At 68.3% G+C, this 22,520-nt stretch carries 20 protein-coding genes; 9 read left to right on the top strand and 11 right to left on the bottom strand.

The annotated features are described in order from the left end of the window. Positions 1–77: 77 nt before the first annotated feature. Complete coding sequence (locus tag G6N28_RS08670) at positions 78–929, bottom strand: SDR family oxidoreductase (RefSeq protein ID WP_163899419.1); 852 nt, start codon at positions 927–929, stop codon at positions 78–80. 65 nt (positions 930–994) lie between these two features. Here G6N28_RS08670 and G6N28_RS08665 point away from each other — a divergent pair, with 65 nt between their 5' ends. Next, positions 995–1,531 carry a GNAT family N-acetyltransferase gene (locus tag G6N28_RS08665; RefSeq protein ID WP_163899418.1) on the top strand — a complete coding sequence of 179 codons (537 nt, stop codon included), beginning with the start codon at positions 995–997 and terminating at the stop codon, positions 1,529–1,531. Beyond that, on the top strand, positions 1,528–1,824 hold the full coding sequence (locus G6N28_RS08660) for a hypothetical protein (protein WP_163899417.1): 297 nt from the start codon (positions 1,528–1,530) through the stop codon (positions 1,822–1,824). Before G6N28_RS08665 ends, G6N28_RS08660 begins: the two co-directional genes overlap by 4 nt. Here G6N28_RS08660 and G6N28_RS08655 read toward each other — a convergent pair. Next, positions 1,817–2,572 (bottom strand): MBL fold metallo-hydrolase, encoded by a 756-nt coding sequence (locus G6N28_RS08655; RefSeq protein WP_163899416.1) that lies wholly within the window; start codon positions 2,570–2,572, stop codon positions 1,817–1,819. The two genes, G6N28_RS08660 and G6N28_RS08655, sit on opposite strands and share 8 nt — an antisense overlap. Before the next feature lie 35 nt (positions 2,573–2,607). On the opposite strand from G6N28_RS08655, the gene fgd reads away from it, so the two are divergent. Continuing rightward, the gene (gene fgd, locus G6N28_RS08650) at positions 2,608–3,618 is read left to right on the top strand and encodes a glucose-6-phosphate dehydrogenase (coenzyme-F420) (RefSeq protein ID WP_163899415.1); all 1,011 of its coding nucleotides are present in this window, start codon (positions 2,608–2,610) and stop codon (positions 3,616–3,618) included. Here fgd and G6N28_RS08645 read toward each other — a convergent pair. The 4 genes from G6N28_RS08645 to G6N28_RS08630 form a co-directional block, all read right to left on the bottom strand. After that, positions 3,521–5,323, bottom strand: coding sequence for an ArnT family glycosyltransferase (locus tag G6N28_RS08645; RefSeq protein ID WP_163899414.1), 1,803 nt, complete (start codon positions 5,321–5,323; stop codon positions 3,521–3,523). The two genes, fgd and G6N28_RS08645, sit on opposite strands and share 98 nt — an antisense overlap. 4 nt (positions 5,324–5,327) lie before the next feature. Beyond that, entirely contained in the window at positions 5,328–7,256 is a 1,929-nt protein-coding gene (locus G6N28_RS08640; RefSeq protein WP_235674510.1) for a hypothetical protein, read from the bottom strand. After that, the gene (locus G6N28_RS08635) at positions 7,253–8,608 is read right to left on the bottom strand and encodes a glycosyltransferase family 2 protein (RefSeq protein ID WP_163899413.1); all 1,356 of its coding nucleotides are present in this window, start codon (positions 8,606–8,608) and stop codon (positions 7,253–7,255) included. The genes G6N28_RS08640 and G6N28_RS08635 overlap by 4 nt, the downstream gene beginning before the upstream one ends. A gap of 68 nt (positions 8,609–8,676) precedes the next feature. Continuing rightward, on the bottom strand, positions 8,677–10,176 hold the full coding sequence (locus tag G6N28_RS08630) for a hypothetical protein (RefSeq protein WP_163899409.1): 1,500 nt from the start codon (positions 10,174–10,176) through the stop codon (positions 8,677–8,679). A gap of 272 nt (positions 10,177–10,448) precedes the next feature. Between G6N28_RS08630 and pta the strand changes: the two genes are divergently transcribed. Both pta and G6N28_RS08620 read left to right on the top strand, forming a co-directional pair. Further along, a complete protein-coding gene (pta, locus tag G6N28_RS08625) occupies positions 10,449–12,521 on the top strand; it encodes a phosphate acetyltransferase (RefSeq protein WP_163899406.1) in 2,073 nt (690 codons plus the stop codon). Beyond that, positions 12,521–13,729 carry an acetate kinase gene (locus G6N28_RS08620; RefSeq protein ID WP_163899404.1) on the top strand — a complete coding sequence of 403 codons (1,209 nt, stop codon included), beginning with the start codon at positions 12,521–12,523 and terminating at the stop codon, positions 13,727–13,729. The genes pta and G6N28_RS08620 overlap by 1 nt, the downstream gene beginning before the upstream one ends. On the opposite strand, the gene G6N28_RS08615 is transcribed toward G6N28_RS08620, so the two are convergent. The 4 genes from G6N28_RS08615 to glnX form a co-directional block, all read right to left on the bottom strand. Then, a complete protein-coding gene (locus G6N28_RS08615; RefSeq protein WP_235674509.1) occupies positions 13,730–14,155 on the bottom strand; it encodes an STAS domain-containing protein in 426 nt (141 codons plus the stop codon). 253 nt (positions 14,156–14,408) lie between these two features. Beyond that, the gene (locus tag G6N28_RS08610; RefSeq protein ID WP_163899402.1) at positions 14,409–16,706 is read right to left on the bottom strand and encodes a serine/threonine-protein kinase PknG; all 2,298 of its coding nucleotides are present in this window, start codon (positions 16,704–16,706) and stop codon (positions 14,409–14,411) included. Then, positions 16,706–17,671 (bottom strand): glutamate ABC transporter substrate-binding protein, encoded by a 966-nt coding sequence (locus G6N28_RS08605; protein ID WP_407664943.1) that lies wholly within the window; start codon positions 17,669–17,671, stop codon positions 16,706–16,708. Before G6N28_RS08605 ends, G6N28_RS08610 begins: the two co-directional genes overlap by 1 nt. A 10-nt stretch (positions 17,672–17,681) precedes the next feature. After that, positions 17,682–19,001 (bottom strand): protein kinase G-activating protein GlnX, encoded by a 1,320-nt coding sequence (gene glnX / locus G6N28_RS08600; RefSeq protein WP_163899400.1) that lies wholly within the window; start codon positions 18,999–19,001, stop codon positions 17,682–17,684. A 113-nt stretch (positions 19,002–19,114) separates the two neighbouring features. On the opposite strand from glnX, the gene G6N28_RS08595 reads away from it, so the two are divergent. Further along, positions 19,115–19,621: an NUDIX hydrolase gene (locus tag G6N28_RS08595; protein WP_163899398.1), complete on the top strand. Its 507-nt coding sequence runs from the start codon at positions 19,115–19,117 to the stop codon at positions 19,619–19,621. Here G6N28_RS08595 and thiE read toward each other — a convergent pair. Beyond that, complete coding sequence (thiE, locus tag G6N28_RS08590; RefSeq protein ID WP_163899396.1) at positions 19,605–20,276, bottom strand: thiamine phosphate synthase; 672 nt, start codon at positions 20,274–20,276, stop codon at positions 19,605–19,607. The genes G6N28_RS08595 and thiE overlap by 17 nt on opposite strands. Positions 20,277–20,478: 202 nt before the next feature. Between thiE and thiO the strand changes: the two genes are divergently transcribed. From thiO to thiG, 3 genes are read left to right on the top strand one after another with little or no spacing between them, the layout of a single operon-like run. After that, positions 20,479–21,534 carry a glycine oxidase ThiO gene (gene thiO, locus G6N28_RS08585; RefSeq protein WP_163899394.1) on the top strand — a complete coding sequence of 352 codons (1,056 nt, stop codon included), beginning with the start codon at positions 20,479–20,481 and terminating at the stop codon, positions 21,532–21,534. After that, positions 21,531–21,728, top strand: coding sequence for a sulfur carrier protein ThiS (thiS, locus tag G6N28_RS08580; protein ID WP_163899392.1), 198 nt, complete (start codon positions 21,531–21,533; stop codon positions 21,726–21,728). The genes thiO and thiS overlap by 4 nt, the downstream gene beginning before the upstream one ends. Beyond that, positions 21,721–22,482, top strand: coding sequence for a thiazole synthase (gene thiG / locus G6N28_RS08575; protein WP_163899390.1), 762 nt, complete (start codon positions 21,721–21,723; stop codon positions 22,480–22,482). The genes thiS and thiG overlap by 8 nt, the downstream gene beginning before the upstream one ends. The last annotated feature ends 38 nt before the right edge of the window (positions 22,483–22,520 follow it).

The raw sequence follows: 22,520 nt of genomic DNA, 5'->3' as shown, positions 1-22,520 counted from the left end.
CAACTTTGCAGCCGCGAACGTTCCTTACCGCTCGAAATTTCCGCGGAACTTCGAGTGGTAAGGAACGTTCGGCAGTCTTATTCCTCGACCACGCCCTGCGCGGATTGCGCGCGCTGCTCGTAGCTTTGGCGCGCGGCGGTGTCGAAGTCCAGGAACACCCGGTCCAGGCCGAGCTTCTTGTTCAGCCACCGGCGTCCGCGCGGGCCGAGCATCTGTGCGGCCTGAGCGGTGAACCGCAGCGGAGCCGGAACGGCCACATGGGTTTTCGGCTTCTGCAGCGTCTTGACGACGGCCGCGGCGATGTCCTCGGGTTCCACCGGCTTGATGGCGCCGCTGCTCTTGGTGCCCGAGATCAACTCGGTCTTGGTGAACGGCGGCATGACGACCGACACCTCCACGCCGTGCGGCGCGACCTCGTCGGCCAGCGCCGCGGAAAGCCCCACCACGCCGAACTTCGCACCGACGTAGACGACCTGCCCCGGCACCGGGATGAGCCCGGACAACGACGCGATGTTGATGATGTGCCCGCTGCGGCGGGCGATCATGTCGCCGAGCACCAACTGGCAGCCGGTGATCACGCCGTACAGGTTCACCTCGATCGCGGACCGGATGGCCTGCTCGGACTGCTCGATGAACGGGCCGATCGGCATCACGCCGGCGTTGTTGATCAGCACGTCGATGCGGCCGCCGCCGTCGGTGCGGGCCTTGTCGAGAAACGCCGCGAACGACTCGCGGTCGGTGACGTCGAGCGGGTAGCCCGACACCGGGCCGAGCTTGGTGAGCTGGGCCACGGCCGACTCCTGGAACGCCACGTCGCGATCGCCGATGACCACCCGCGCACCGCGTTCCAGCAACGCTTTCGCGGTGGCGTACCCGATCCCGCGGGCAGCACCGGTGATCGCGATGGTCTTGCCCCTGATGTTGTCCATGCGGCCGGACTTTACACGTGTCAAGTTAGGTGTGGAAGTGCGCTGCCACGGTAGACATTGAGGGCATGTCGCTTCGCTTCGTTTCGGTCGATCAGGACCATCCCTTGGCGCAGCCGCTGCTTGCCGAGTTGGCCGTCGAGTACGCCGGCCGATACGGCGGCACCGAGGAGCGCGTCATGAAGTGGTTGCGCTCGGTGCCGCCGCGGGCCTTCGCCCCGCCGGATGGCGGGCTGCTGGTCGGGTTGCTCGGCGGACAGCCGGTGACCGGCGGCGGGTTCTGCCGCTTCGACGCCGACACCGCGGAACTCAAACGCATCTGGACCGACAGCCGGCATCGGCGCCGGGGCCACGCGAAGGCACTGCTCGCCGCGCTGGAAACCGAGATCGCCGCACGCGGCTACCGACGCGTGTACCTGATGACCGGCGACCGCCAACCCGAGGCCGAGGCGCTCTATCTGGCAACCGGATACACCCGGCTCGACGAGCCGCTGCCCGCCGACGGCGAGGTGTTTCCCGTCGCGTTCGTCAAGGTGCTGGATGGGTACCCCGGAGAAGACCGCGCCAGCCGAAAGGCACCGACGACACCGGAAGTGGGCATGTGACCTGGACGCAGACGACCGTCGGCTGGCTGATCCTGTTGGCCGCCGCCGTGACCTTTGTGCTCGGGTTGGCGTCGCGGGTGTTCATCGGCCGCAGGCGGGAGACCAGGGCGGTGCGCGGTCTGGTTCGCGTGTTCCGCAGGACCGGCGTGGCGCGGGTGCTGTTCGGCCGGTTCCGCGACGACGTGCTCGACGACGACGAACTCGACAGCATGATCTTGATGCCTGCCATCGTGGTGGCGTGCGGACTGTGCCTGACGGCGATCTTCCTGCTGGGCTACCAGACCCTCAGCTGAGAGTCGCGCCGCGCCTGGCGGTTTCGGCGGCCTCCCGCACCGACCCGCGCCACACCGGGCCGTGCCCGGGCAGCAGCACCTCGGCGTCCATCATCGCCAGCGCGCCAAGGCTGCGCACGCAGCCGTGCTGGTCGTGGTTGAACAGCTGGGGCAGCAGCTGCGGGCCCTGGCGCGGGGCCAGGGGATGGCCGGTGACCAGCGCGTCACCGCTGACCAACACGCCGTCGACCACGTACGAACAGTGGCCGCCGGTGTGGCCGGGGGTGGGGATCGCCATCGGCCGGCCGGGCAACCCCGCGGCGACGTCCTCGGTGAGCGGCCGGGTGGCCGGAATCCCCTCCCGCGTCAACGCGCCCTTGCGGGTGATCGCCACGGTCCACGCGAGATAGCGCGGGTGCCAGACGTGCTTGGCGATGTCGAGCGGCGATGCCTGCTCGAGGTACTCGCGCTTGGCGTGTCCCACCTCGGCGGCATGCGAATACACGGGTATGCCATGGGTTTTCGAGAACCAGATCGCCGAGCCGAGGTGGTCGATGTGCGCGTGGGTGAGCAGGATCGCGCGCAGTTGGTCGACGCCGAAACCCAGCCGGCGCAGCGACTCCAGCACGTCCTCGCGGCTGCCGGGAAACCCGGCGTCGATCAGCAACACACCGTCGCCGTCGGTGACCAGCGTCCAGTTGACGAGGTCGGTGTGGGCGAAATGGACGGCGTCGGTGATCTGAACAAGCTCGGTAACGACCGGTGCCATCCCGCGAGTGTAGGCAGTGGAGTAGAAACGAACGCGTGGCTGAACTCAAACTGGGATACAAGGCGTCGGCGGAGCAGTTCGCCCCGCGCGAGCTCGTCGAACTGGGCGTGGCGGCCGAAGCGCACGGCATGGACAGCGCGACGGTCAGCGATCACTTCCAGCCCTGGCGGCACGAGGGCGGCCACGCGCCGTTCTCGCTGGCGTGGCTGACCGCGGTCGGCGAACGCACCAAGCGGATCGTGCTGGGCACCTCGGTGCTGACGCCGACGTTCCGGTACAACCCGGCTGTGATCGCGCAGGCGTTCGCCACCATGGGCTGCCTGTATCCGGACCGGATCTTCCTCGGGGTGGGCACCGGGGAGGCGCTCAACGAGGTCGCCACCGGCTACGAGGGCGAGTGGCCGGAGTTCAAGGAGCGGTTCGCCCGGCTGCGCGAATCCGTGCGGTTGATGCGCGAGCTGTGGCTCGGCGACCGGGTGGATTTCGACGGCGAGTACTACCACACCAAGGGGGCGTCGATCTACGACGTGCCCGTGGGCGGCATCCCGGTCTACGTCGCCGCCGGCGGCCCCGTGGTGGCCCGCTACGCCGGGCGTGCGGGCGACGGGTTCATCTGCACGTCGGGCAAGGGCGAGGAGCTGTACAAGGACAAGCTCATCCCCGCTGTCTCTGAGGGCGCCGAGGCCGCGGGCCGCAGCGTCGACGACATCGACCGGATGATCGAGATCAAGATCTCCTATGACCCCGACCCGGATCTGGCGCTGGAGAACACCCGGTTCTGGGCGCCGCTGTCGCTGACCGCCGAGCAGAAGCACAGCATCGACGATCCGATCGAGATGGAGAAGGCCGCCGACGCGCTGCCGATCGAGCAGGTCGCCAAGCGCTGGATCGTGGCGTCAGATCCCGACGAGGCCGTGGAAAAGGTTGGCCAGTACGTGAAGTGGGGGCTCAACCACCTGGTGTTCCACGCGCCGGGGCACGATCAGCGCCGGTTTCTCGATCTGTTTCAGAAGGATCTGGCGCCGCGGTTGCGCCGTCTCGGTTGATCTCTTCTTCCGTCGGCTCGGTGACCGCGGGCCGGCCCGTGGTGCGGTAGACCCGGAACCGCTCGTCGCCGGTCGCACCGTACACCGAATGCACGAGGGTGCCCAGCCCGGCGCCGTCCTGCCAGAGCGTCGGGTAGCGCAGGTTCAGCGCGTCGGCGTTGCTGATGTTCGGGTTGCTCGCGACGATGTACTGCACACCGAAGTCCCACGGCCGGTTCAACGCGGCGGTGAAGTCGTAGTCGCTGGTGATCAGGAACTGGCGGGGCCGATCGGACGCCAGCCAGATGCCCCAGGTGTTGAACGTGTCCATCAGCACGGCGCCGTCGGGAAGCTGCTTGCGGTCGAAGTATTCGGCCAGCGCCCGGTCGTTGACCATCAGTCGGCGGTACCACTGTTCGGCGGGCGGATACCGTTCCTCGTCGAACAGCGACCTCAGCCCGAACTGGAGTTGCTGGTTGCCGATCCGCTCGTCGGCCATCGCCGCCACGGTGACCGGGATGCCGACCGTCAGCGAGAGGCACAGCAACGCCGCACCGGTGCGGTTCGCCGCGCTGTCCGCACGCCACCGCCGTGGTGTGCCCGGCTCCCACAGCGCCAGCGCGACACAGACGACGAGCGGGATCGCCAGCAGGTAGAACCGGAACCAGCCGAACGTGGCCGACGTGTACTGACCCCACACGGCGAACGCCAGGACCGGTCCGAACACCGCGATCGGCACCAACGCGTCGGCCTTCCGGCGCAGCAGGCTGTGTGCGACGGCGATCGCCACGGCCAGCAGGGCGAACGGTTGCATGCCCAGCAGCCGCGCGGCGATCACCACCCAGTCGCTGGAGGCCGCCTCGGCAAGCGGCCCGCCACGCTCCATCGCCGCGCTCACCTGACTGTCGTTGCCGTACTGCGATGACAACGTCGCGAACAGTTCGCCCGAGACCACCCAGCTGGTCAACGCCCACACGATGAACGCGGTGGCCAACGGGAACAGCACGATGATCACGCTCATCACGGCGTCGTTGACGCGTTGCGATCGGCGCGCGGCGCGGAACGCGACAACGCCGACGAGCAGGGCCGCACCACACGCGGCGGGTACCGCTTCATAGCGGCATAGGTAGCCGAGGCCCAATGCGATTCCGGCCCAAGCGAGGTCGCCCACCCGCTGCAGGTGCACCCACTGCATGAGGTGGCGCGCGCACCACAAGAGAAAGAAGATTTGGGCCGCCTCGCTCATCCCGGAGGCGCCGTAGATGATGATCATCGGCTGCAGCGCGAAGCAGCCGACCGCCAACCACCGCCACACCGTCCCGACGCCGCGGTCCAGCGCGATGCGCCGCACCATCACGGCCGCGCCCGCCATGAACAACGCGCTCTGCAGCACGCCGGCCAGGCCGTGCGTCTTCAGTTCCGGCCACCACTGGCTGAGCGGAAGAATCGGTATCTGCACCATGCTGGGCAGTGGGTTCCAGACGAACCCGATCGCGGACAGGTGTGGGTGCCGGCTCATCACCACATAGCCGGCGTTGGCCACCCGGCTCGGTGCGTCGGGGTCGAACATGTTGAACCGCAGGATCAGTACGGCCCCGACGGCGAAGTAGAGGCCGGCGAGCGCGACGAACAGGCCGACACCCCAGCCGCGCCGCGGTTCAGGGGCGGGGGTGGGTGCGGGGGTGTCGGCGCCTAGATTTCCGGCGAGCGCCGGGCCTACGGTCACCACCTCACTGTGTTCTCCGTCGTCTGCGAACCACCAGCAGCGTCACCGCTGCGATCACGATCGCCGCACCGGCGGCCACCGATACCCACGCCCACCACTTCCAGTGGTCGCCGGGATATTCGTTGACCAGCCCGCCGCCCTCGCGCACGGTCAGGTTGACCGTCTGGCGCTCGGCGCCCGTCGCGACGACATCACCGCTCAACGACGCCCAGCGATTCTCCAGGCCGCGGATGTAATTGAGCGCATCGCCGACCAGCGACCAGTCCCCGCTTCCCGAAATCGCCAGCACCGTGCGCCCGTTGTGGGTGAACGCCTGCACCACGCCCAGCGGGCCGCCCAGATCCAGATCGGTCCCTGGGCTCGCGTTGTAGCTCACGGTGTTCGGTGCGCCCGGCTGGATGGGCGGGTTCATTCCCGCGTCGGCCAACTCGCTGCCCCCGGTGACCGCGAGAAGGCCGGTGCCCGACGCGACGGCGGTGGCGAACGTGGTGAGCCGGGGGCGCAACGCCACCGTCGTCTGCTGTCCCATCAGGTTGATTGCCTGCGCGGCGTAGGTCAGGTGGTCGGGGCTGTCGATCGCGACATCGAAGTCCGGGGTGAACGCCATCGGCAGGATCGGAAAGCCCCCACGGTTGTGGGTTCCTGGCGTCACGGTCACCGTCGACTGCGGGTCGAGTGCGAAGGTCATGCGGTCGTTGACCGGCGCGCATTCCTGGCGCGGGGTGTACCGCAGCTCCATCGCCAAGCCGATGGTCGAGGTGATCGACTCGGGAGGGATGTCACCGGTCACGTCGAGCACGCCCGACTCGTCGAGCACGCGGGTGGCCAGCACCGTCGACCCGGAGCGGATCAACACCGATGCCTCCCCACCGACCACGGGCGTGTACTTGGCTTTCAGATGTACCTTCGCGTGGCTGATCGGCCCGAGCGCGAACTTGCTCACGTCGAAACCCGCGTACAGCGTGCTGGTTCCCAGCACCGAGGCCTCACCGGTCATGCCGAGCTGGGCGAAGGTTTTGATGTTCGTCGCCTCGCTGCGGTCCTCCAGCGCGGAAAGCGTTGCAGCCGAGGGGTTCTGGGCGAGGCTGAAGCGACGGTCGGCGAACAGGTCGACCTGTTGCACGAGTTCCTGCCCGGTGCCGGTGATCGCCAGCACCGCGTCGGGGGTGCCGGGCTTTTCGACCTTCAGCCCCGCCGTGCCACCGTCGCGAATGTCGATCACCCGCCGCGCGATGCTACGGCCGGGCGGCACCGGGCCGTCGGCGTTGTCCACCTCGATGCGCACCGGCATGGGCCGATACAACTGGGTGAGCTCGGCGACCAGATCCAGCGCCGCCTGCTGCTGGCTCTCAGTCGGCGCGGAGCCAACCCGGATCAGCACCTGGTCGAGGTAGCCCGGCAGGAAATCCGCCACCGTTTTGGGATCCGGTGTCGGGCCGGAGAACGCCGCGGCGAGTTGGCTCAATGCCAACGCCGGTGGCTGCGAGCAGCTGTCGGTAGCGGCGGTCTTGTCGCGCAGCACGAAGTTGAGCTGGGCCTGACCGTCCTTGATCTCGGCGCGGGAGATGTCGACGCGGAAGGGAACGGTGGCCAGATCACCCGGCACGGGGATCGTGCCGAGCACGATGCCGCGGCCGTCGAGGACCTCGATCCGGCCCTGGTCGATGTTGACCACCGACCCGATCTGACCGGTCAGGGTCGTCGGTTTCACTCCCGAGGGCACGGGGACCGAGACGCCGGTGGTCTGGTTGGCCCCGATCAGCTCCAGGCGATCCGGGAGCCCCAACTCGGGCCAGACGATCGGCGGTGTCACGTTCGAGCCGGGCACCTCCTGGCCACGGGGCTCGGCCGAGGCATTCGGCAGCCCGGGCTGCGCCCACAGGGTTGTGATGACGATGGCGGCAGCCGCCATGGCTCGGGTGAGTGTCTTCACCGTCGACCTCCAGTAGATGGTGGCGAGGTATGCGGTTGGGTCAGGCCGTGCACGGTCTTCTCCCAGAAGTGCGGCCGGAACACCAACTGGTAGATGGCTTTTACGGCGGCTACCGCCTGAAGCAGCCAGTACAGCGGGGTCAGCAGCGCCGCCGGCCACAGATGCGGTTTACCGAGTTCCTTGGTCACGATGAGCCCGGAGTACACCGACAGCGGAGCGCCGATGAGGAACAACGCCAAGCAGACGTAGTAGGTCATCGGGGGAAAGACCATGGCGATGACGGGCGGGCGACCCAACACCCATACCAGCATCGTGAACCAGAACACCAGATTGCAGACGGCGGTCACCGGCACTCCGCCGGTCATGTTCAGCAGCCGCAGGATGGCCTTGGTTCCGATTTCACGTCGCAGCCCCGTGGGATCGCGCAGATGCACGAGCATCGTCTGCAGATAGCCCTTGTACCAACGGGACCGTTGCCTGATCCAGTTCACCACGTCGGAGTTGGCTTCTTCCAACGTGATCGAGTCGAGGATGAGCGTGCGGTAACCGTGCCGCGCCAGCCGCACGCCGAGATCGGCATCCTCGGTGACGTTGAACTCGTCCCAACCGCCGACCTCGCGCCAGATGCGGGTCGACATGTGATTCGACGTACCGCCGAGCGGGACCACGCAACCCGCCTTCTCGACGGCGGGCAGGATCACGCCGAACCACTGGTCGTACTCCAGCGAGAACCACCGGGTCAGCAGGTTCTGCCTTTCGTTGAAGTAGCCCAACCTTGCCTGCAGGCAACCGATCTCGTCGGGTAGCCGCCGGAATGCGGCCACCGCACGGCGTAGTTGCAGCGGGTCGGGGATGTCCTCGGCGTCGTAGATCGTCACCATCTCGCCGCGCAGATCGGGCAGCGACATGCCGTAGTTGCAGGCCTTCGGCTTCGTCTTCGGCAGGCTGTGGGGAACCAGCACCAATCGGACCGACTCGAGCTCCGCGCCGATCAGCGCCGCCTGGGTCGCGACGTCGTCCTCCTCGACGAGCAGCAGCACTTCCAGTTTGTCGCGCGGATAGTCGAGCTTGCCCACCCCGTTGAGCAGGTTCGTCACGATCGACGGCTCGTCGTAGACGGGTAGCAGCACCGTGTACACGGGCAGCTCGTCGTCGGACAGCGCCAGCGCCTCCTCGCGGGTCACGCGCACCATCGCCGACGCTCGAAGGCCGGTGAACAACAGGTAATTTCGGTCCAGCGTGGCAGCCAGGTAGAGCAACGCGACCACACCGGTCAGCAGCGGTGCGACGATGCGCGGCGCCGCGATGACCGCACCGACCACGAGAACCGCGAGCGCGCCGAACCGCAGCATCGACCTTCGGTTCAGTGCCGTGCGGGCCGAGAAGTGAGACGGCAGAGACGCCGGTGTCGCCGTCCTTGTCACCTCGTCGGCGCCCCGACCACCTCGGCCGACCTGACAAGCTGTCGCGTCAGTCGGTCGGCGCGGTTGATCACCGCCGGGTCGACTTCGCCGTCGACGTGCGGCTGTTGCCGTGTCGTCCACAGCGCCGGCCTCACCGAGGTGTCCACCAGCGACAGCGGTGCGGGGGCAGGCGGCATGTCACGCCCGTCGAACGCCTGGCTGACGATCACGGTGACGCGCTGGTAAGCACTGGCGGCGTGCCAATCCCAGGTGACGGCGTACCAGTGCTGGTCGTCGCCGTATGTCGCGGCGTCCGCGTTGCTGTGCACGACCCTCGCACCGGGGGGCGCGTCGGCGGCCGTCGGCGCGGGCCGGTACTCGACGGGGCTGGCGCTCGGATACCAGACCGCGCCGGTGAGGTCGTCGAGCGCCGCCCGGTTGGGGCTGGACATCACATCGACTGCGGCTGCGGGCTTTCCGGCGGCACCGGGAAGCGAGTAGCGCACCAGCGTCGCGTCCGCACCCAGCGTCCTGGTGATGAAGGGATAGACCGTCGGAGCTCCGAGCCCGGCGCGGGCGGCCCAGTCGGCCGTGACCACAGGCACGTCGGCCGGACGAGCGGCCGGATAGTTCACGACGGCCAACGCGATCGCGATGACTGCCAGGACCGCCACCGACACCGGCGACAGGCGCGGCAGCCGCGGCGCGGACGGATCCGCCTCGTCGCCGGTCGTGGCCGTCGCGCGGTGCAACACGACAACGGTTGCCACCGGCAGGATTCCGCCGCCGACGATGACCGCGGCGAACAGACCGGTGTAGGCGTCGAGGGACACCACGACGACGGCGGCCAGGACGAAGCACCCTGCCGTCGCGAGCAGCCGCGGCCCCCACCGAACGGTTTCGGACGCCAAAAACACCGCGACCGCACCGACGCCGGCGGCCAGCAGGGCCACGGCGTCGTCGGAGCCACCCAGCGCGGAAGCGGCGAGCAGGAACGGCAGGGGCGTCGCGCAGCACACGGCGAAGACCCACAGCTTCCACATCCGCACCACATGGCGCGCACCGAGGAGGACCGCCAGCAGACAGGCGAACCACACCACGAACCCCAGGGACTGCAGGTGCCATAACGAGGACAGCGTCGGCATCCGCTGGGTCAACAGATAGATCGCGGTGAAGCTCGCGACCCCCACGAAGGCGGCGATGATCCAGTCGGATTCCGAATCACCGACGCCGCGCGACGGCCGCCGGTAGCCGGTGGCGATCAGCACCATGAGCAGCGGGACGACCACCAGAGGGGTGGCGCGTGAGCCGGCCGCGGCATCGGCGATGGCGTGCCCGAAAACCCCGAAGTAGCCGAGGAGGCCCAGCGCGGCAGCGATCCCGATCCTGGCGGCGAAGGGCAGCTCCGCTATCAACGGGCGCCGGTGTGGGACCTCGACGCCGGGCTGCTGCGGCGACACCGCGTGCAATTTGGCGGCATGCGTCGCGAGGTTGGTGCGAAGCGCGGTGTCAGTCATGGTCCTCGCAATGCCGGGGGCCTACCAATACACTCGCCGCGCCGTTGCGGGAGTTTGCTAGATTTGCACTCGCAAGCAAATTTACAAAGAGGTTAATAGCTCTGACTTGTTGATACGTCAGACATCATTGGCTACGCAAACGTAATATGCTTTACTGAGACTAAGATCACACAAAATTTTTACCGAGCGGTGGAAAATCGGGCGATGAGCACCTCGCAATCGGTCGGTTTTCAGCCCGACCGGTGGCCGGCGGTTGCCTTAGGCTGGCTCCCGTGCCCGCTCATTCACACGGGATCTACGTCGCTGCACCCGAAGGCGACACCGGCAAATCGACGATCGCTCTCGGCATCCTGCACCGCTTGACCGCAACGGTTGCCAGGGTAGGCGTCTTCCGCCCCATCATCCGGCTGGGCGAACAGCGCGACTACATCCTCGAGTTGCTGCTCGCCCAGGCCAATGCGGAGCTGACCTACGAAGACTGTGTGGGCGTGACCTACCAGCAGCTGCACGACGACCCGGACACGGCGATCGCCGACATCGTGGATCGCTACCACCAGGTCGCCGAACAGTGCGACGCGGTGCTTGTCGTCGGCAGCGACTACACCGACGTCGCCACCCCCAGCGAGTTGTCGACGAACGCGCGCATCGCCGCCAACCTGAAGGCGCCGGTGGTGCTGGCGGTGAAGGCCAAGGACCGCAGCCCCGAGCAGGTCGCCAAGATCGTCGACATCTGTCTCGACGAGGTGGCGGCCCAGCACGCGCACACCGCCGCCGTGGTGGCTAACCGCTGCGATCCGGAGCAGCTGGCGGCGGTCGCCGAGGCCCTCGAGGCTTTCGAGCCGAACTGTTATGTGCTGCCCGAGTCACCGCTGCTGGTGGCGCCGACGGTCGCGGAGCTGCAGCGGGCCGTGAACGGTTCGATGGTCATCGGCGACCCGGCGCTGCTCAACCGCGAGGTGATGAGCATGATGGTCGCAGGCATGACCGCCGAACACGTCCTGGAGCGGCTGACCGAAGGCGTCGGCGTCGTCGCCGCCGGAGACCGCTCCGATGTGGTGCTCGCCTTGTCGAGCGCCCATGCCGCCGAGGGCTTTCCGTCGCTGTCGTGCATCATCCTCAACGGTGGTCTGGAGCTGCATCCTTCGATAGCCGCGCTGGTCTCCGGTCTCGGCCTGCGGCTGCCGATCATCGCGACGGGGCTGCGCACGTTCGAGACCGCGAGCAGGGTGGCGGCGACCAGGGGCCGAGTGACCACCTCCTCGCAACGCAAGATCGACACCGCGCTGCAGCTGATGGAGACCCACGTCGACGTCGCGGAGTTGTTGGCGCAGCTGGCCATTCCGATCCCGGACGTCGTCACCCCGCAGATGTTCACCTACCAGCTGCTGGACCAGGCCCGGTCGGACCGTAGGCATATCGTGCTGCCGGAAGGCGACGACGACCGCATCCTGCGGGCGGCCGGCCGGTTGTTGCGGCGCAAGGTCGCCGATCTCACCATCCTCGGCGAGGAATCGGCGATCCGGTTCCGGGCCGCCGAACTCGGGGTGGACCTCTCGTCGGCGACCGTCATCAACCCGCAGACCAGCGACCTGTGCGACAAGTTCGCCGAGCAGTACGCCGAACTGCGCAAGCACAAAGGTGTCACCGTCGAGCACGCCCGCGAGATCATCCACGACGTCTCCTATTTCGGCACCATGCTGGTGCACAACGACATGGTCGACGGCATGGTCTCGGGGGCCCGGCACACCACCGCCCACACGGTGCGGCCCGCGTTCGAGATCATCAAGACTTCGCCCGGCGTCTCCACGGTGTCGAGCATCTTCTTCATGTGCCTTGCCGATCGCGTGCTGGCCTACGGGGACTGTGCGATCGTGCCGGACCCGACCTCAGAGCAGCTGGCCGACATCGCGATCTCCTCGGCGCACACCGCGGCACGGTTCGGCATCGAACCGCGGGTCGCCATGCTGTCGTACTCGACGGGCACCAGCGGCTCCGGCGCCGACGTGGAAAAGGTCAGGGCGGCAACTGAGCTGGTACGCAAGCGGGCCCCCGACCTACTGGTCGACGGCCCCATCCAGTACGACGCAGCGGTGGAACCGTCGGTTGCCGCAACAAAGATGCCCGACTCGAAGGTGGCCGGCCGCGCGACCGTGCTGATCTTCCCCGATCTCAACACCGGCAACAACACCTACAAGGCGGTCCAGCGCAGCGCGGGCGCCATCGCGATCGGCCCCGTGCTGCAGGGTCTGAACAAGCCCGTGAACGATCTGTCGCGGGGCGCGCTGGTCGAGGACATCGTGAACACCGTTGCCATCACCGCGATTCAGGCCCAAGGGGAGCGCTGATGACCGCGCCCGGCCGCACCGTACTGGTCGTCAACTCAGGCTCGTCGTCACTGAAATGCCAACTCATCGACCCCGATTCGGGTGCGTCCCTGGCCGACGGCACCGTGGAGCGCATCGGAGAGGACTCCGCGCTGGCGGGGATGACCGTCGGTGACCGCGAAGCCCGTCGTGACGGGCCGGCCATCGCCGATCACGAGGCGGCCCTGCGCACCGCGTTCGACCTGCTGGACGAGGCGGGCGCCAGCCTGGACACCGTCAACCTGGTGGCCGTCGGCCACCGCGCCGTGCACGGCGGCCGCAGCTTCTATGAGCCGACGCCGGTGACCGACGAGCTGATCGCCAAGATGCGTGAGCTGGCACCGCTTGCGCCCCTGCATAATCCTCCGTCCGTGCTCGGCATGGAGGTGGCCCGTAAACTCCTTCCGGACCTGCCTCACATCGCCGTGTTCGACACCGGTTTCTTCCACGACCTCCCCGCGGCCGCCGCCACCTACGCGATCGACCGGACCGTCTCCGAGAAGTGGCACATTCGCCGGTACGGGTTTCACGGCACCTCGCACAAGTACGTCAGCGAGCAGGCCGCGGTGTTCCTCGACGCCCCGTTGACGTCGCTGAACCAGATCGTGCTGCACCTGGGCAACGGTGCGTCCGCGTCGGCCATCGCCGGTGGGCGACCCGTGGACACCTCCATGGGCCTCACCCCGTTGGAGGGGCTGGTGATGGGTACCCGCCCCGGTGACGTCGACGCGGGCATCATCTTGTACCTGTCCCGAACCGCCAAGATGAGCGTCGACGAGATCGACGAGATGCTCAACCGGCGCTCGGGCGTGTTCGGTCTCGGCGGCGAGATCGACTTCCGCGAGCTTCGAGAACAGATCGAATCGGGCGATGCGGCAGCGCAATTGGCCTACGACGTCTACATCCACCGGCTGCGCAAGTACATCGGCGCCTACATGGCGTTGCTCGGAAGAACCGATGTCATCGTGTTCACCGCCGGGGTGGGGGAGAACGACGTCAACGTGCGCCGCGACGCGATGACGGGACTGGGCGGGCTGGGCATCGAGCTCGACGAGCAGCTCAACGCCGGCCCCGCCAAGACCGCACGGCGCATCTCGGCCGACGGCTCGCCGACGACCGTGCTCGTGATGCCCACCAACGAGGAACTGGCGATCGCCCGCGACTGCGTGGCCGTGCTGGCGGCGGGCTGATCAGGCCAGCGCGCGGTCCCCTGCCCGCAGGTCGTCGAGCACCGACTGCGGCTTCTCCAGCGGCAGCGCGGCCTCGGGATTGCAGATCGCGAGGAGCCGGCGCACCTGCCGGCCACAGCGCAGCCGCCAGGTGACCCCGCTGCGGGCACAAACCACGTTGATGTTGTGCAGGGCGGCGAACCCGGCGGTGCCGAAGAAGTCGACCAGCCGCAGGTCCAGCACCAGATGCGAGACGCCGAGCAGCTGTGACTCCACATATGTGGCCATGGCCCGACTGTTGGTCGCGTCGACCTCGCCTTCCACCGTGACGACGACCTCGGACGCGCGGTGCGACGCGGAGAACCGCGCGCGATGGTGGTGTTCGCACCGGTCCAGCGCCTCGGGGGCGGGACGGAACACCCGGTAGGTACCTACTGCAGCAGACACGTGGACTCCCTCAGCCGAAATTAACGCTTCGTACTGCGGGTGCCGTCAGAAAACGGGCCCTACGTCTTAAAGCCGTGCGCCAGAGCTTGCCGCCCTGCGCCTATGACGCCACCAGTCGGCTGTTAACTCAACCTGCTCGGAGATTACTACGAAATCCGTTGGATGACCATAAGCGATCTGCGAGCGAAAACACTGGTCAAGGCGGCATAAAGCGGGGTCTGCGACAACTGATTCCGTAGCCGGGGTCAGCAAACTAGAACGTGCTCATCGGGCGCACGCTGTTGGCCAGATCGACCAGCGCGTATCGGTGCGCCTGGGTGGGCGCGACGCGGGCCAGGGCGCGCAGCGATGCCTCGACCCCGAGCGCCAGGCCGTGCTTGGTGAACGGGAAGCCGAGGATGTGGTTGGTGCTCGCGGTGTTGTCGGGGTTGTCGGCCAGCCAGTCCATCGCGGTGCCCAACACCAGCGCCCTGATCTGCAGCACGCGCGGTTCGGTGTCGGGCAGCGCTTCGACCCGACGGGCGGCGTCCCGGATGTGCTTCTCGGTGATCTCGCTCATCGACCGCCCCGACAGCAGCGTGACCGCACTGGTCAACCGCGCGGTGGTGAAATGCCGCGACATCGCGGGCACCTGGTCCAGCGTCTTGACCGCCGCGTCTCGGTCACCTGCCGCCGCTTGGGCACGGGCCAGCCCGAACCCCGCCGAGATGACACCGTTGTCGGTCGACCACACCGTGTTGTAGAACGTGCGCTCCGACGACTCCTCGATGTCGGAACCGGCCAACTCGGCGGTGGCCGCCAGCGCCAGCTTCGGCGCCAGCTCGCCGGGAAGAGTGTCCAGCACTTCGGTGAAATGCTTTGTGGCAGAGACGTAGTCGGCTGTCAGAAGTTCGGAAACCGCACGGAACCACACCAGCCGCCAGCGCCACCCCACCCGGCCGGCCAAGTCGTCGAGCTTGCGGGTGGCCTTGGCGACGTCTCCGAGGTCGAGCAGGGCCCGCACCTCCATCAGCGGCAGCTCGATCGACTCCGACAGGTCGATCCCCTCCGAGTCCAGCGCCCCGTGCCGCGCGGCGCGCAACTGGTCCAACGTCTGCACGGGCTCGCTCAACACGCTGGCCGAGAGCACCGTCGCGCCCACGTCGGTCGGGTCGACCAGCGGCACCGGCAGCGCCCTGACGATCTCCTGCGCGGTCAACTTCTCCGAGTGCACCTGGCCGTCGAGATAGACGTCGGTGTGGGCCACCAGCAGATCGATCCCGAACGTCGACCGCGTCGGGGAGAACACCGTGGACAAGCCGGGTCTGGGGGTGCCGGTGTTCCTGGCGACCACCTCGCGCAGCACACCGAGCAGCTGGCCGGACATCTCCTCGGCGCTGCCGAACCGTCGCCGCGGATCCGGGTCGATGGCGCGGCGCAGCAACCTGCCGAACGAATCGTATTCGGCCAGAACAGGATCGTCCTCGGGAAGCCCGTCGACGTAGCGGCCCTTGCGGGTGCGCAGTTTCAATGTCAGCGCTGCCAGCGTGCGCCCGACCGTGTAGATGTCGGTGGCCACCGTCGGGCCGGTGCGCACGATCTCGGGCGCCTGGAATCCCGGTGTGCCGTAGAGGTAACCGAACGAGTTGATGGTCGATACCGCGCCGAGGTCGATGAGCTTGAGCTGCTCCTCGGTGATCATGATGTTCTCGGGTTTGAGGTCGTTGTAGGCCAGCCCGATCGAATGCAGGTAGCCAAGCGCGGGCAGGATCTCGAGCATGTAGCCGATGGCCTGGTCGACCGGAAGCTTCTCGCCCCGTGCCGGTTTGAGCGACGTGCCGCCGACGTACTCCATCACGATGTAGCCGACCGGGTTGCCGTGGTTGTCCTCGTGCTCGACGAAGTTGTAGATCTTGACGATTCCCGGATGGGTCACCTCGGCGAGGAACCGTCGTTCGGCCATCGCGATCTTCTGCGCCTCGGCGTCGCCGGAGTGCACCAGGCCTTTGAGCACGACCGGGCGCTTGTTGACGTTGTGGTCGAGCGCCAGATACACCCAGCCCAGACCGCCGTGCGCGATGCAACCTTTGATCTCGTACTGGTCGGCGACCATGTCACCCGGACTCAGTTGCGGCAGAAACGAATACGCGCTGCCGCAGTGCGGGCACCAGCCCTCCGACAACGCGGGGCTGTCCGCGGTGGCACGACCGACCGGGCGTCCGCAGTTCCAGCAGAACCGCTTCGATTCGGCGACCACCGGGTTGCGCATCAACGCCGACAGCGGGTCCTTGGCGCGCACGCGCGGGATCTCCACCAGTCCGCCGCCGAGGCGGCGGGTTGGCGACAGCGCCGTGCTCACCGTCGTGTGCTCGTGGGGTTCGGTGTCGCCGGCGTCGGTGTCTTCGTCGTCGTCGTCGAATTGGGGCCGGTACACGGCCTGGGTGGCCATCGGCCGCAGCGTCGAACCCGAATCCAGGCCCATGTCGTCGAAGCTGGCCGGCTGCGTCCCGACGGTCGGCTCTTCGGTGGCCGGCCGGTCCCCCTCGACGTCGTCGTGCCGCGTCTCGGCCATCAGTCCGAATACCTCGCGACCGGGGGTGCCGGCGCCGGGCCGAGCACCGTGAGCCACTTGCGGTACAACGTGTACCACGTGCCGTCGCGGCGAATCCGCTCCAACGTCCCGTTGACGAAACGCACCAGCCCGGTGTTCTCCTTGTTGATCCCGATTCCGTAGGGCTCCTCGTTGAGGCTGGGCCCCACGATGTGTAGGTAGGGATCCTGCGACACCAGCCCCGCCAGGATCGAGTCGTCGGTGCTGACCGCGTCGACCTGCCGCTGCTGCAGCGCGACCAGGCAGTCCGCCCATGCCACCACGCCGACGATGATCGGCGGCGGGGTGATCTCCTGGATCCGCCGCATCGAGGTCGTGCCCTTCGCCACGCATACCCGCTTACCGGACAGATCAGACGGCTGCGCGATCGCCGAATCGCGCGGGGCCATGATCCGCTGGTTGGCGTTCAGGTAGACGGTCGAGAAGTTGACCTGCTTCTTGCGTTCGCAGGTGATCGTCATGGTCTTGACGACGACGTCGACCTGGTTCTTCTGCAACCCCTCGATCCGGTCGGCCGACGACAGTATCCGGTACTCCACCTGAGATGGGGTGCCGAAGATGTCGCGCGCGATCTCACCGGCGATGTCGACGTCGAACCCGGTGATCTGACCGGTGATCGGATCGCGGAACGAGAACAGGTTGCTGCCGATGTCGAGCCCGACGATCAGCCGCCCGCGCGCCCGGATGTTGGCCACCGCGGCATCCGCCTCGGCCTTGGTGGGAAACGGCCGCAGGCTCGCCGTGCGGTCGCAGTCGTCTTCGGTCGCCTCCGGTACCCGCACCGGTTGCGGCGGCATCTCCTCCATGCCCGCGGGGGTGGGCGGGGCCAACGTGATCCCCGGCGTCATGGTCGTCGACGTCGCCTGCCCGCAGCCGGACAGCAGTGCCGTCGCGGCCAGCAGAACCCCGAACTTCCTCAACATCATCCGTACTCGATCATCCGTACTCGCTAAGCCTCGGCCACAACCCCAGCGCCACCGACACCGCGGCCACGATGCTGAGCACCGCGGCGCCCACCGTCGCTCCTGACAGCACCCGGTGGGCGCTGACGATGTTGTTGCGCAACTGGCTGCGGCTCTCCTCGATGGCCTTGCTCAACGCCTCGTCGAGCTGGTTGAAGGCCGGCGTGGAGTCGTCCTCGCGGGTGCCCAGCGCCACCTGGGTGGCGGCCTGGTAGTTGCCGACGCTGATGTAGGCGTTGATCCGGTCGTCGGCCGCCCGCCACCGTCTGAGCAGCTGTTCGGCGTCGGCGAGGTCGGTCTTGGCGATCGCGTCTGGGCGCGCGAGATACTCCGACAGCTGCTCGGCCATCGTGTCGATGCGCTGATAGTAGGACTGCTTGCGCACGGTTTCGTCACCGCGGCGGATCAGCGACAGGATCTCGTCGGCGCGGGCCTGCTGCGCGGTGATCGCGAGGTTGGTGATCGTCTTGAGCGATTGGGCCGCAGTGTCTTTCGCGTTGCGGCTGTCGGCGGTCGAGAGGATCAGCGCGGTGCCCACCCAGATCAGCATGATCGAGACGGCCAGCCCGCCCGCCACGAACCCGATGTTGATCCGCCGCCGGGTCCGGCGCGCCAACCAGCGGTTGGCGAACACCCCGAACAACAACGTCGCGAGCACCACGAGGATCACCGGCCCGGGAATCCGCGTCGACGCCGATGTTTCCGCGTCCACCAGCCCCGACGTCTGCTCATACAGGTGCTGGGCATTGGGCAGGATCTGGGTCTGCATCAACGCCGACGCCTCCGACAGGTACGACGAGCCGACGGGGTTGCCGGAGCGGTTGTTGGTGCGCGCGGTCTCGACCAGCCCGGTATAGACCGAGAGTTGGGCGTTGATGCGGCCGAGCAGCTGGATCATGTCGTCGTCGGTCAGTCCACTGGACGCGCGGGTGACCGCCACCGACGCGTCGGTGATGGCCTGTTCGTAGCGCTGCCGGACGTCTTGTGGTTCGGCGCCTGCGATGAACGCCGTGGCCGCGGCGGCGTCGGCGACCGACAGCGTGGTGTAGAGCTGCCCGGCCGCGAACGCCAGCGGCTCGGTGTGGTTGAGCACCCGCATCAGCACCTGCTGGCGGTCGTTGATGGTCGTCGATGTGCCGAAGGCGCTGGCGATGACGAGCGCGGACAACACGAACCCGATGGTCAGGATGCGGCCCGGCGTGGTCCAGAAGAACCACCAGCGTGGATGGGCAGAAGTGGTCGGCGACCGCGATGCGAGCGGCTCGGTCGACGGGTGCGCCAACTCCACAGTCACGTGCGCGCGGACCTCATCTAAATCGGTGCTTTCCGGCTATGGTTCCCGACCGCTCAACCCTATAAAAGAAGTCTAAGAGGTTGCGGAAGCGCGCGCGTCCGTATTCTGATCGCGTGCGTGGCGACGGTGACGGCTGGGTGGTGTCGGACACCGGCGCCGCCTTCTGGGGCAGATTCGGAGCGGCCGGCTTGCTGCTGCGGGCCCCGGATCCCGACGGTGCGGCCGCGGTGCTGCTGCAGCACCGCGCGGCGTGGAGCCATCAGGGCGGCACCTGGGGCCTGCCCGGCGGCGCTCGCGACAGCCACGAGACCGCCGAGGAGGCCGCGGTCCGTGAGGCACAGGAAGAAGCCGGGCTGGCCGCCGAGCACCTCACGGTGCGCACCACCGTCGTCACCGCGGAGGTGACCGGCGCGGGCGGCGCGTACTGGAGCTACACCACCGTCATCGCCGACGCGCCCGAACAGCTGGAGACCATCCCGAACCGGGAGAGCGCCGAGCTGCGCTGGGTGCCCGTGGCGCAGGTCAGCGAGCTGCCGCTGCATCCGGGTTTCGCCGCGAGTTGGGAGCGGCTGCGCACGCTGACCGAGTCGATCCCGTTGTTGGTCAACCCGCAGCGCTGAGCATGGCTTTCAGCCGCTGTGCGGCCGCGCGGGGGTCCTCGGCGGCGGTGATGGCCCGCACCACCACGATGCGACGCGCCCCGGCCTCGAGCACCTCGGGGACCCGCCGCTCGTCGATTCCGCCGATGGCGAACCACGGTTTGTCCGTGCCCAACTCGGCGGTCGCACGGACCAGCGGCAGGCCGGGGGCGGGGCGGCCGGGTTTGGTCGGGGTGGGCCAGCACGGCCCGACGCAGAAGTAGTCGACGGCTTCGGTGACGGCGGCGCGCACCTGGTCGGGGTCGTGGGTGGACCGGCCGATCAGCGGGCCGGGGCCGATGATGGCGCGCGCGACGGCCAACGGTAGATCGTCCTGGCCGAGGTGCAGCACGTCGGCGCCCGCGGCCCTGGCGATGTCGGCCCGGTCGTTGACCGCCAGCAGCGCGCCGTGGCGGCGGGCCGCCTCGGCGAGCGTGGCCAGCGCGTCGAGCTCCTGGCGCGCCTCCAGCGGGCCGAACCGCTGTTCGCCGGGTGAGCCCTTGTCGCGCAGCTGGATGACGTCGACGCCGCCGGCCAGCGCCGCATCGGCGAATTCGGTGAGGTCACCACGCTCACGCCGGGCGTCGGTGCACAGGTACAGCGACGCGGCGCCAAGACGGTCACGGCGGTTGTCCACAGGGCGAACCGTAGCGGCTCGGACTGTCCGCCCGCGACTGTGCGTCCTGATCCGCCGCCGCCGGCGTGGCGCGGATGAAACGACACACTCGCGGGGTGGCGCGGCGGGCCGCGAGTAGGGTGGATGGCGCGACACGGGAGTCCCGGGACCGGGGACTGAGAGTGGGCCCGCCGTGCCCTTACCGTCACACCTGATCCGGGTCATGCCGGCGAAGGGAGGGATCTTGGCTTCAGGAAACAACGGCAGGTCGCTGGCGGTCATCGGCGGCGGCGTCATCGGGCTGTCCGTCGCCCGCCGCGCCGCGTTGGACGGGTGGGCGGTCCGGGTGCACCGCACCGAGGAGCGCGGCGCGTCGTGGGTGGCCGGCGGCATGCTGGCCCCGCACAGTGAGGGCTGGCCCGGCGAGGACGAGCTGCTGCGGCTGGGGCTGGAGTCGTTGGCGCTGTGGCACGACGGCTTCCTCGACAGGCTGCCCGAGACCGTGGTGACCGCGCGGGAGTCGCTGGTGGTCGCCGTCGACCGCGCCGACGTCGCCGATCTCAAGCGGGTCGGGGAATGGCTGGAGGCCCAGGGGCATCCGATCACCGTGACCACGTGCGCCCGCGATGTCGAACCGATGCTTGCGCAGAGCATCCGGCACGGCCTGTGCGCGGAAACCGAACTGGCCGTGGACAATCGGGCGGTCGTCACGGCGTTGGAAGCGCGCTGTGAACAGCTCGGGGTGCAGTGGGCTGCGCCGGCGCTGCAGCTGGGCGACGTGCAGGCCGACGCCGTGGTGATCGCGAACGGGATTGACGCGCCCGCGCTTTGGCCGGGGCTGCCGATCAGGCCGGTCAAGGGCGAGGTGTTGCGGCTGCGCTGGCGGCGCGGCTGTATGCCGGTGCCGCAGCGTGTGGTGCGCGCCCGGGTGCACGGCAGGCAGGTCTACCTGGTGCCCCGCGCGGACGGCGTCGTCGTCGGTGCGACGCAGTACGAGCACGGTCGCGACACCGCACCGTCGGTCACCGGCGTGCGCGAGCTGCTCGACGACGCGTGTGCGGTGATGCCCGCGCTCGGCGAGTACGAGCTCGCCGAGGTCTCGGCGGGCCTGCGTCCGATGACGCCGGACGGGATGCCGATCGTGAAGCGCCTCGACGAGCGCACGCTGGTGGCCGCCGGGCACGGACGCAACGGATTCCTGTTGGCGCCGTGGACCGCACAGCGGATCGCCGCCGAACTCGAAGTGACAGTTGGAGCAGGTCTCGGAGCGAGTAGATGAAAGTGACCGTCAACGACGAAGCGGTCGAGGTGGACCCGGAAACGACCATCGCCGCGCTGTTGGCCCGCCTCGGCTTTCCCGAGAAGGGCATCGCGGTGGCGTTGGACTGGTCGGTGCTGCCGCGCTCGGCGTGGGACACCACGCTGACCGACGGTGCGCGCCTGGAAGTGGTGACGGCGGTGCAAGGTGGCTGATACGAAACTGACGATCGCCGGCCGTGAGTTCGGTTCCCGGTTGATCATGGGCACCGGCGGTGCGCCCAACCTCGCGGTGCTGGAAGAGGCGCTGATCGCCTCCGGAACCGAGCTGACCACCGTGGCGATGCGCCGGGTGGACGCCGAGGGCGGCACCGGCGTGCTGGATCTGCTGAACCGGCTGGGCATTTCGCCGTTGCCCAACACCGCTGGCTGCCGCAGCGCCGCCGAGGCGGTGATGACCGCGCAGCTCGGCCGCGAGGCGCTGCAAACCGACTGGGTCAAGCTCGAGGTCATCGCCGACGAGCGCACGCTGCTTCCCGACGCGGTGGAGCTGGTCAAGGCGGCCGAGCAGCTGGTCGACGACGGCTTCGTCGTGCTGCCCTACACCAACGACGACCCGGTGCTGGCCCGCCGCCTCGAGGACACGGGTTGCGCGGCGGTGATGCCGCTTGGTTCGCCTATCGGCACCGGGCTGGGAATCGCCAACCCGCACAACATCGAGATGATCGTCGCGGCGGCTTCGGTTCCGGTGGTGCTCGACGCCGGCATCGGGACGGCCAGTGACGCCGCGTTGGCGATGGAACTCGGCTGCGACGCGGTACTTTTGGCATCCGCGGTGACCCGCGCCGACGATCCGCCCACCATGGCCGCCGCGATGGCCGCCGCGGTCACCGCCGGATACCTGGCCCGCCAGGCCGGACGGATTCCGAAACGGTTCTGGGCACGGGCGTCAAGCCCGTCTCTTCCGTAACAGGCGCGGCGTCAGAGCTTGCCGCTAACGTGGTGGGC

This window comes from Mycolicibacterium pulveris (assembly GCF_010725725.1).
Taxonomy (GTDB): Bacteria; Actinomycetota; Actinomycetes; order Mycobacteriales; family Mycobacteriaceae; genus Mycobacterium; species Mycobacterium pulveris.
The sequence above is the reverse complement of the archived record's forward strand: the minus strand, read 5'-3'. Positions and strand labels throughout refer to the sequence as shown.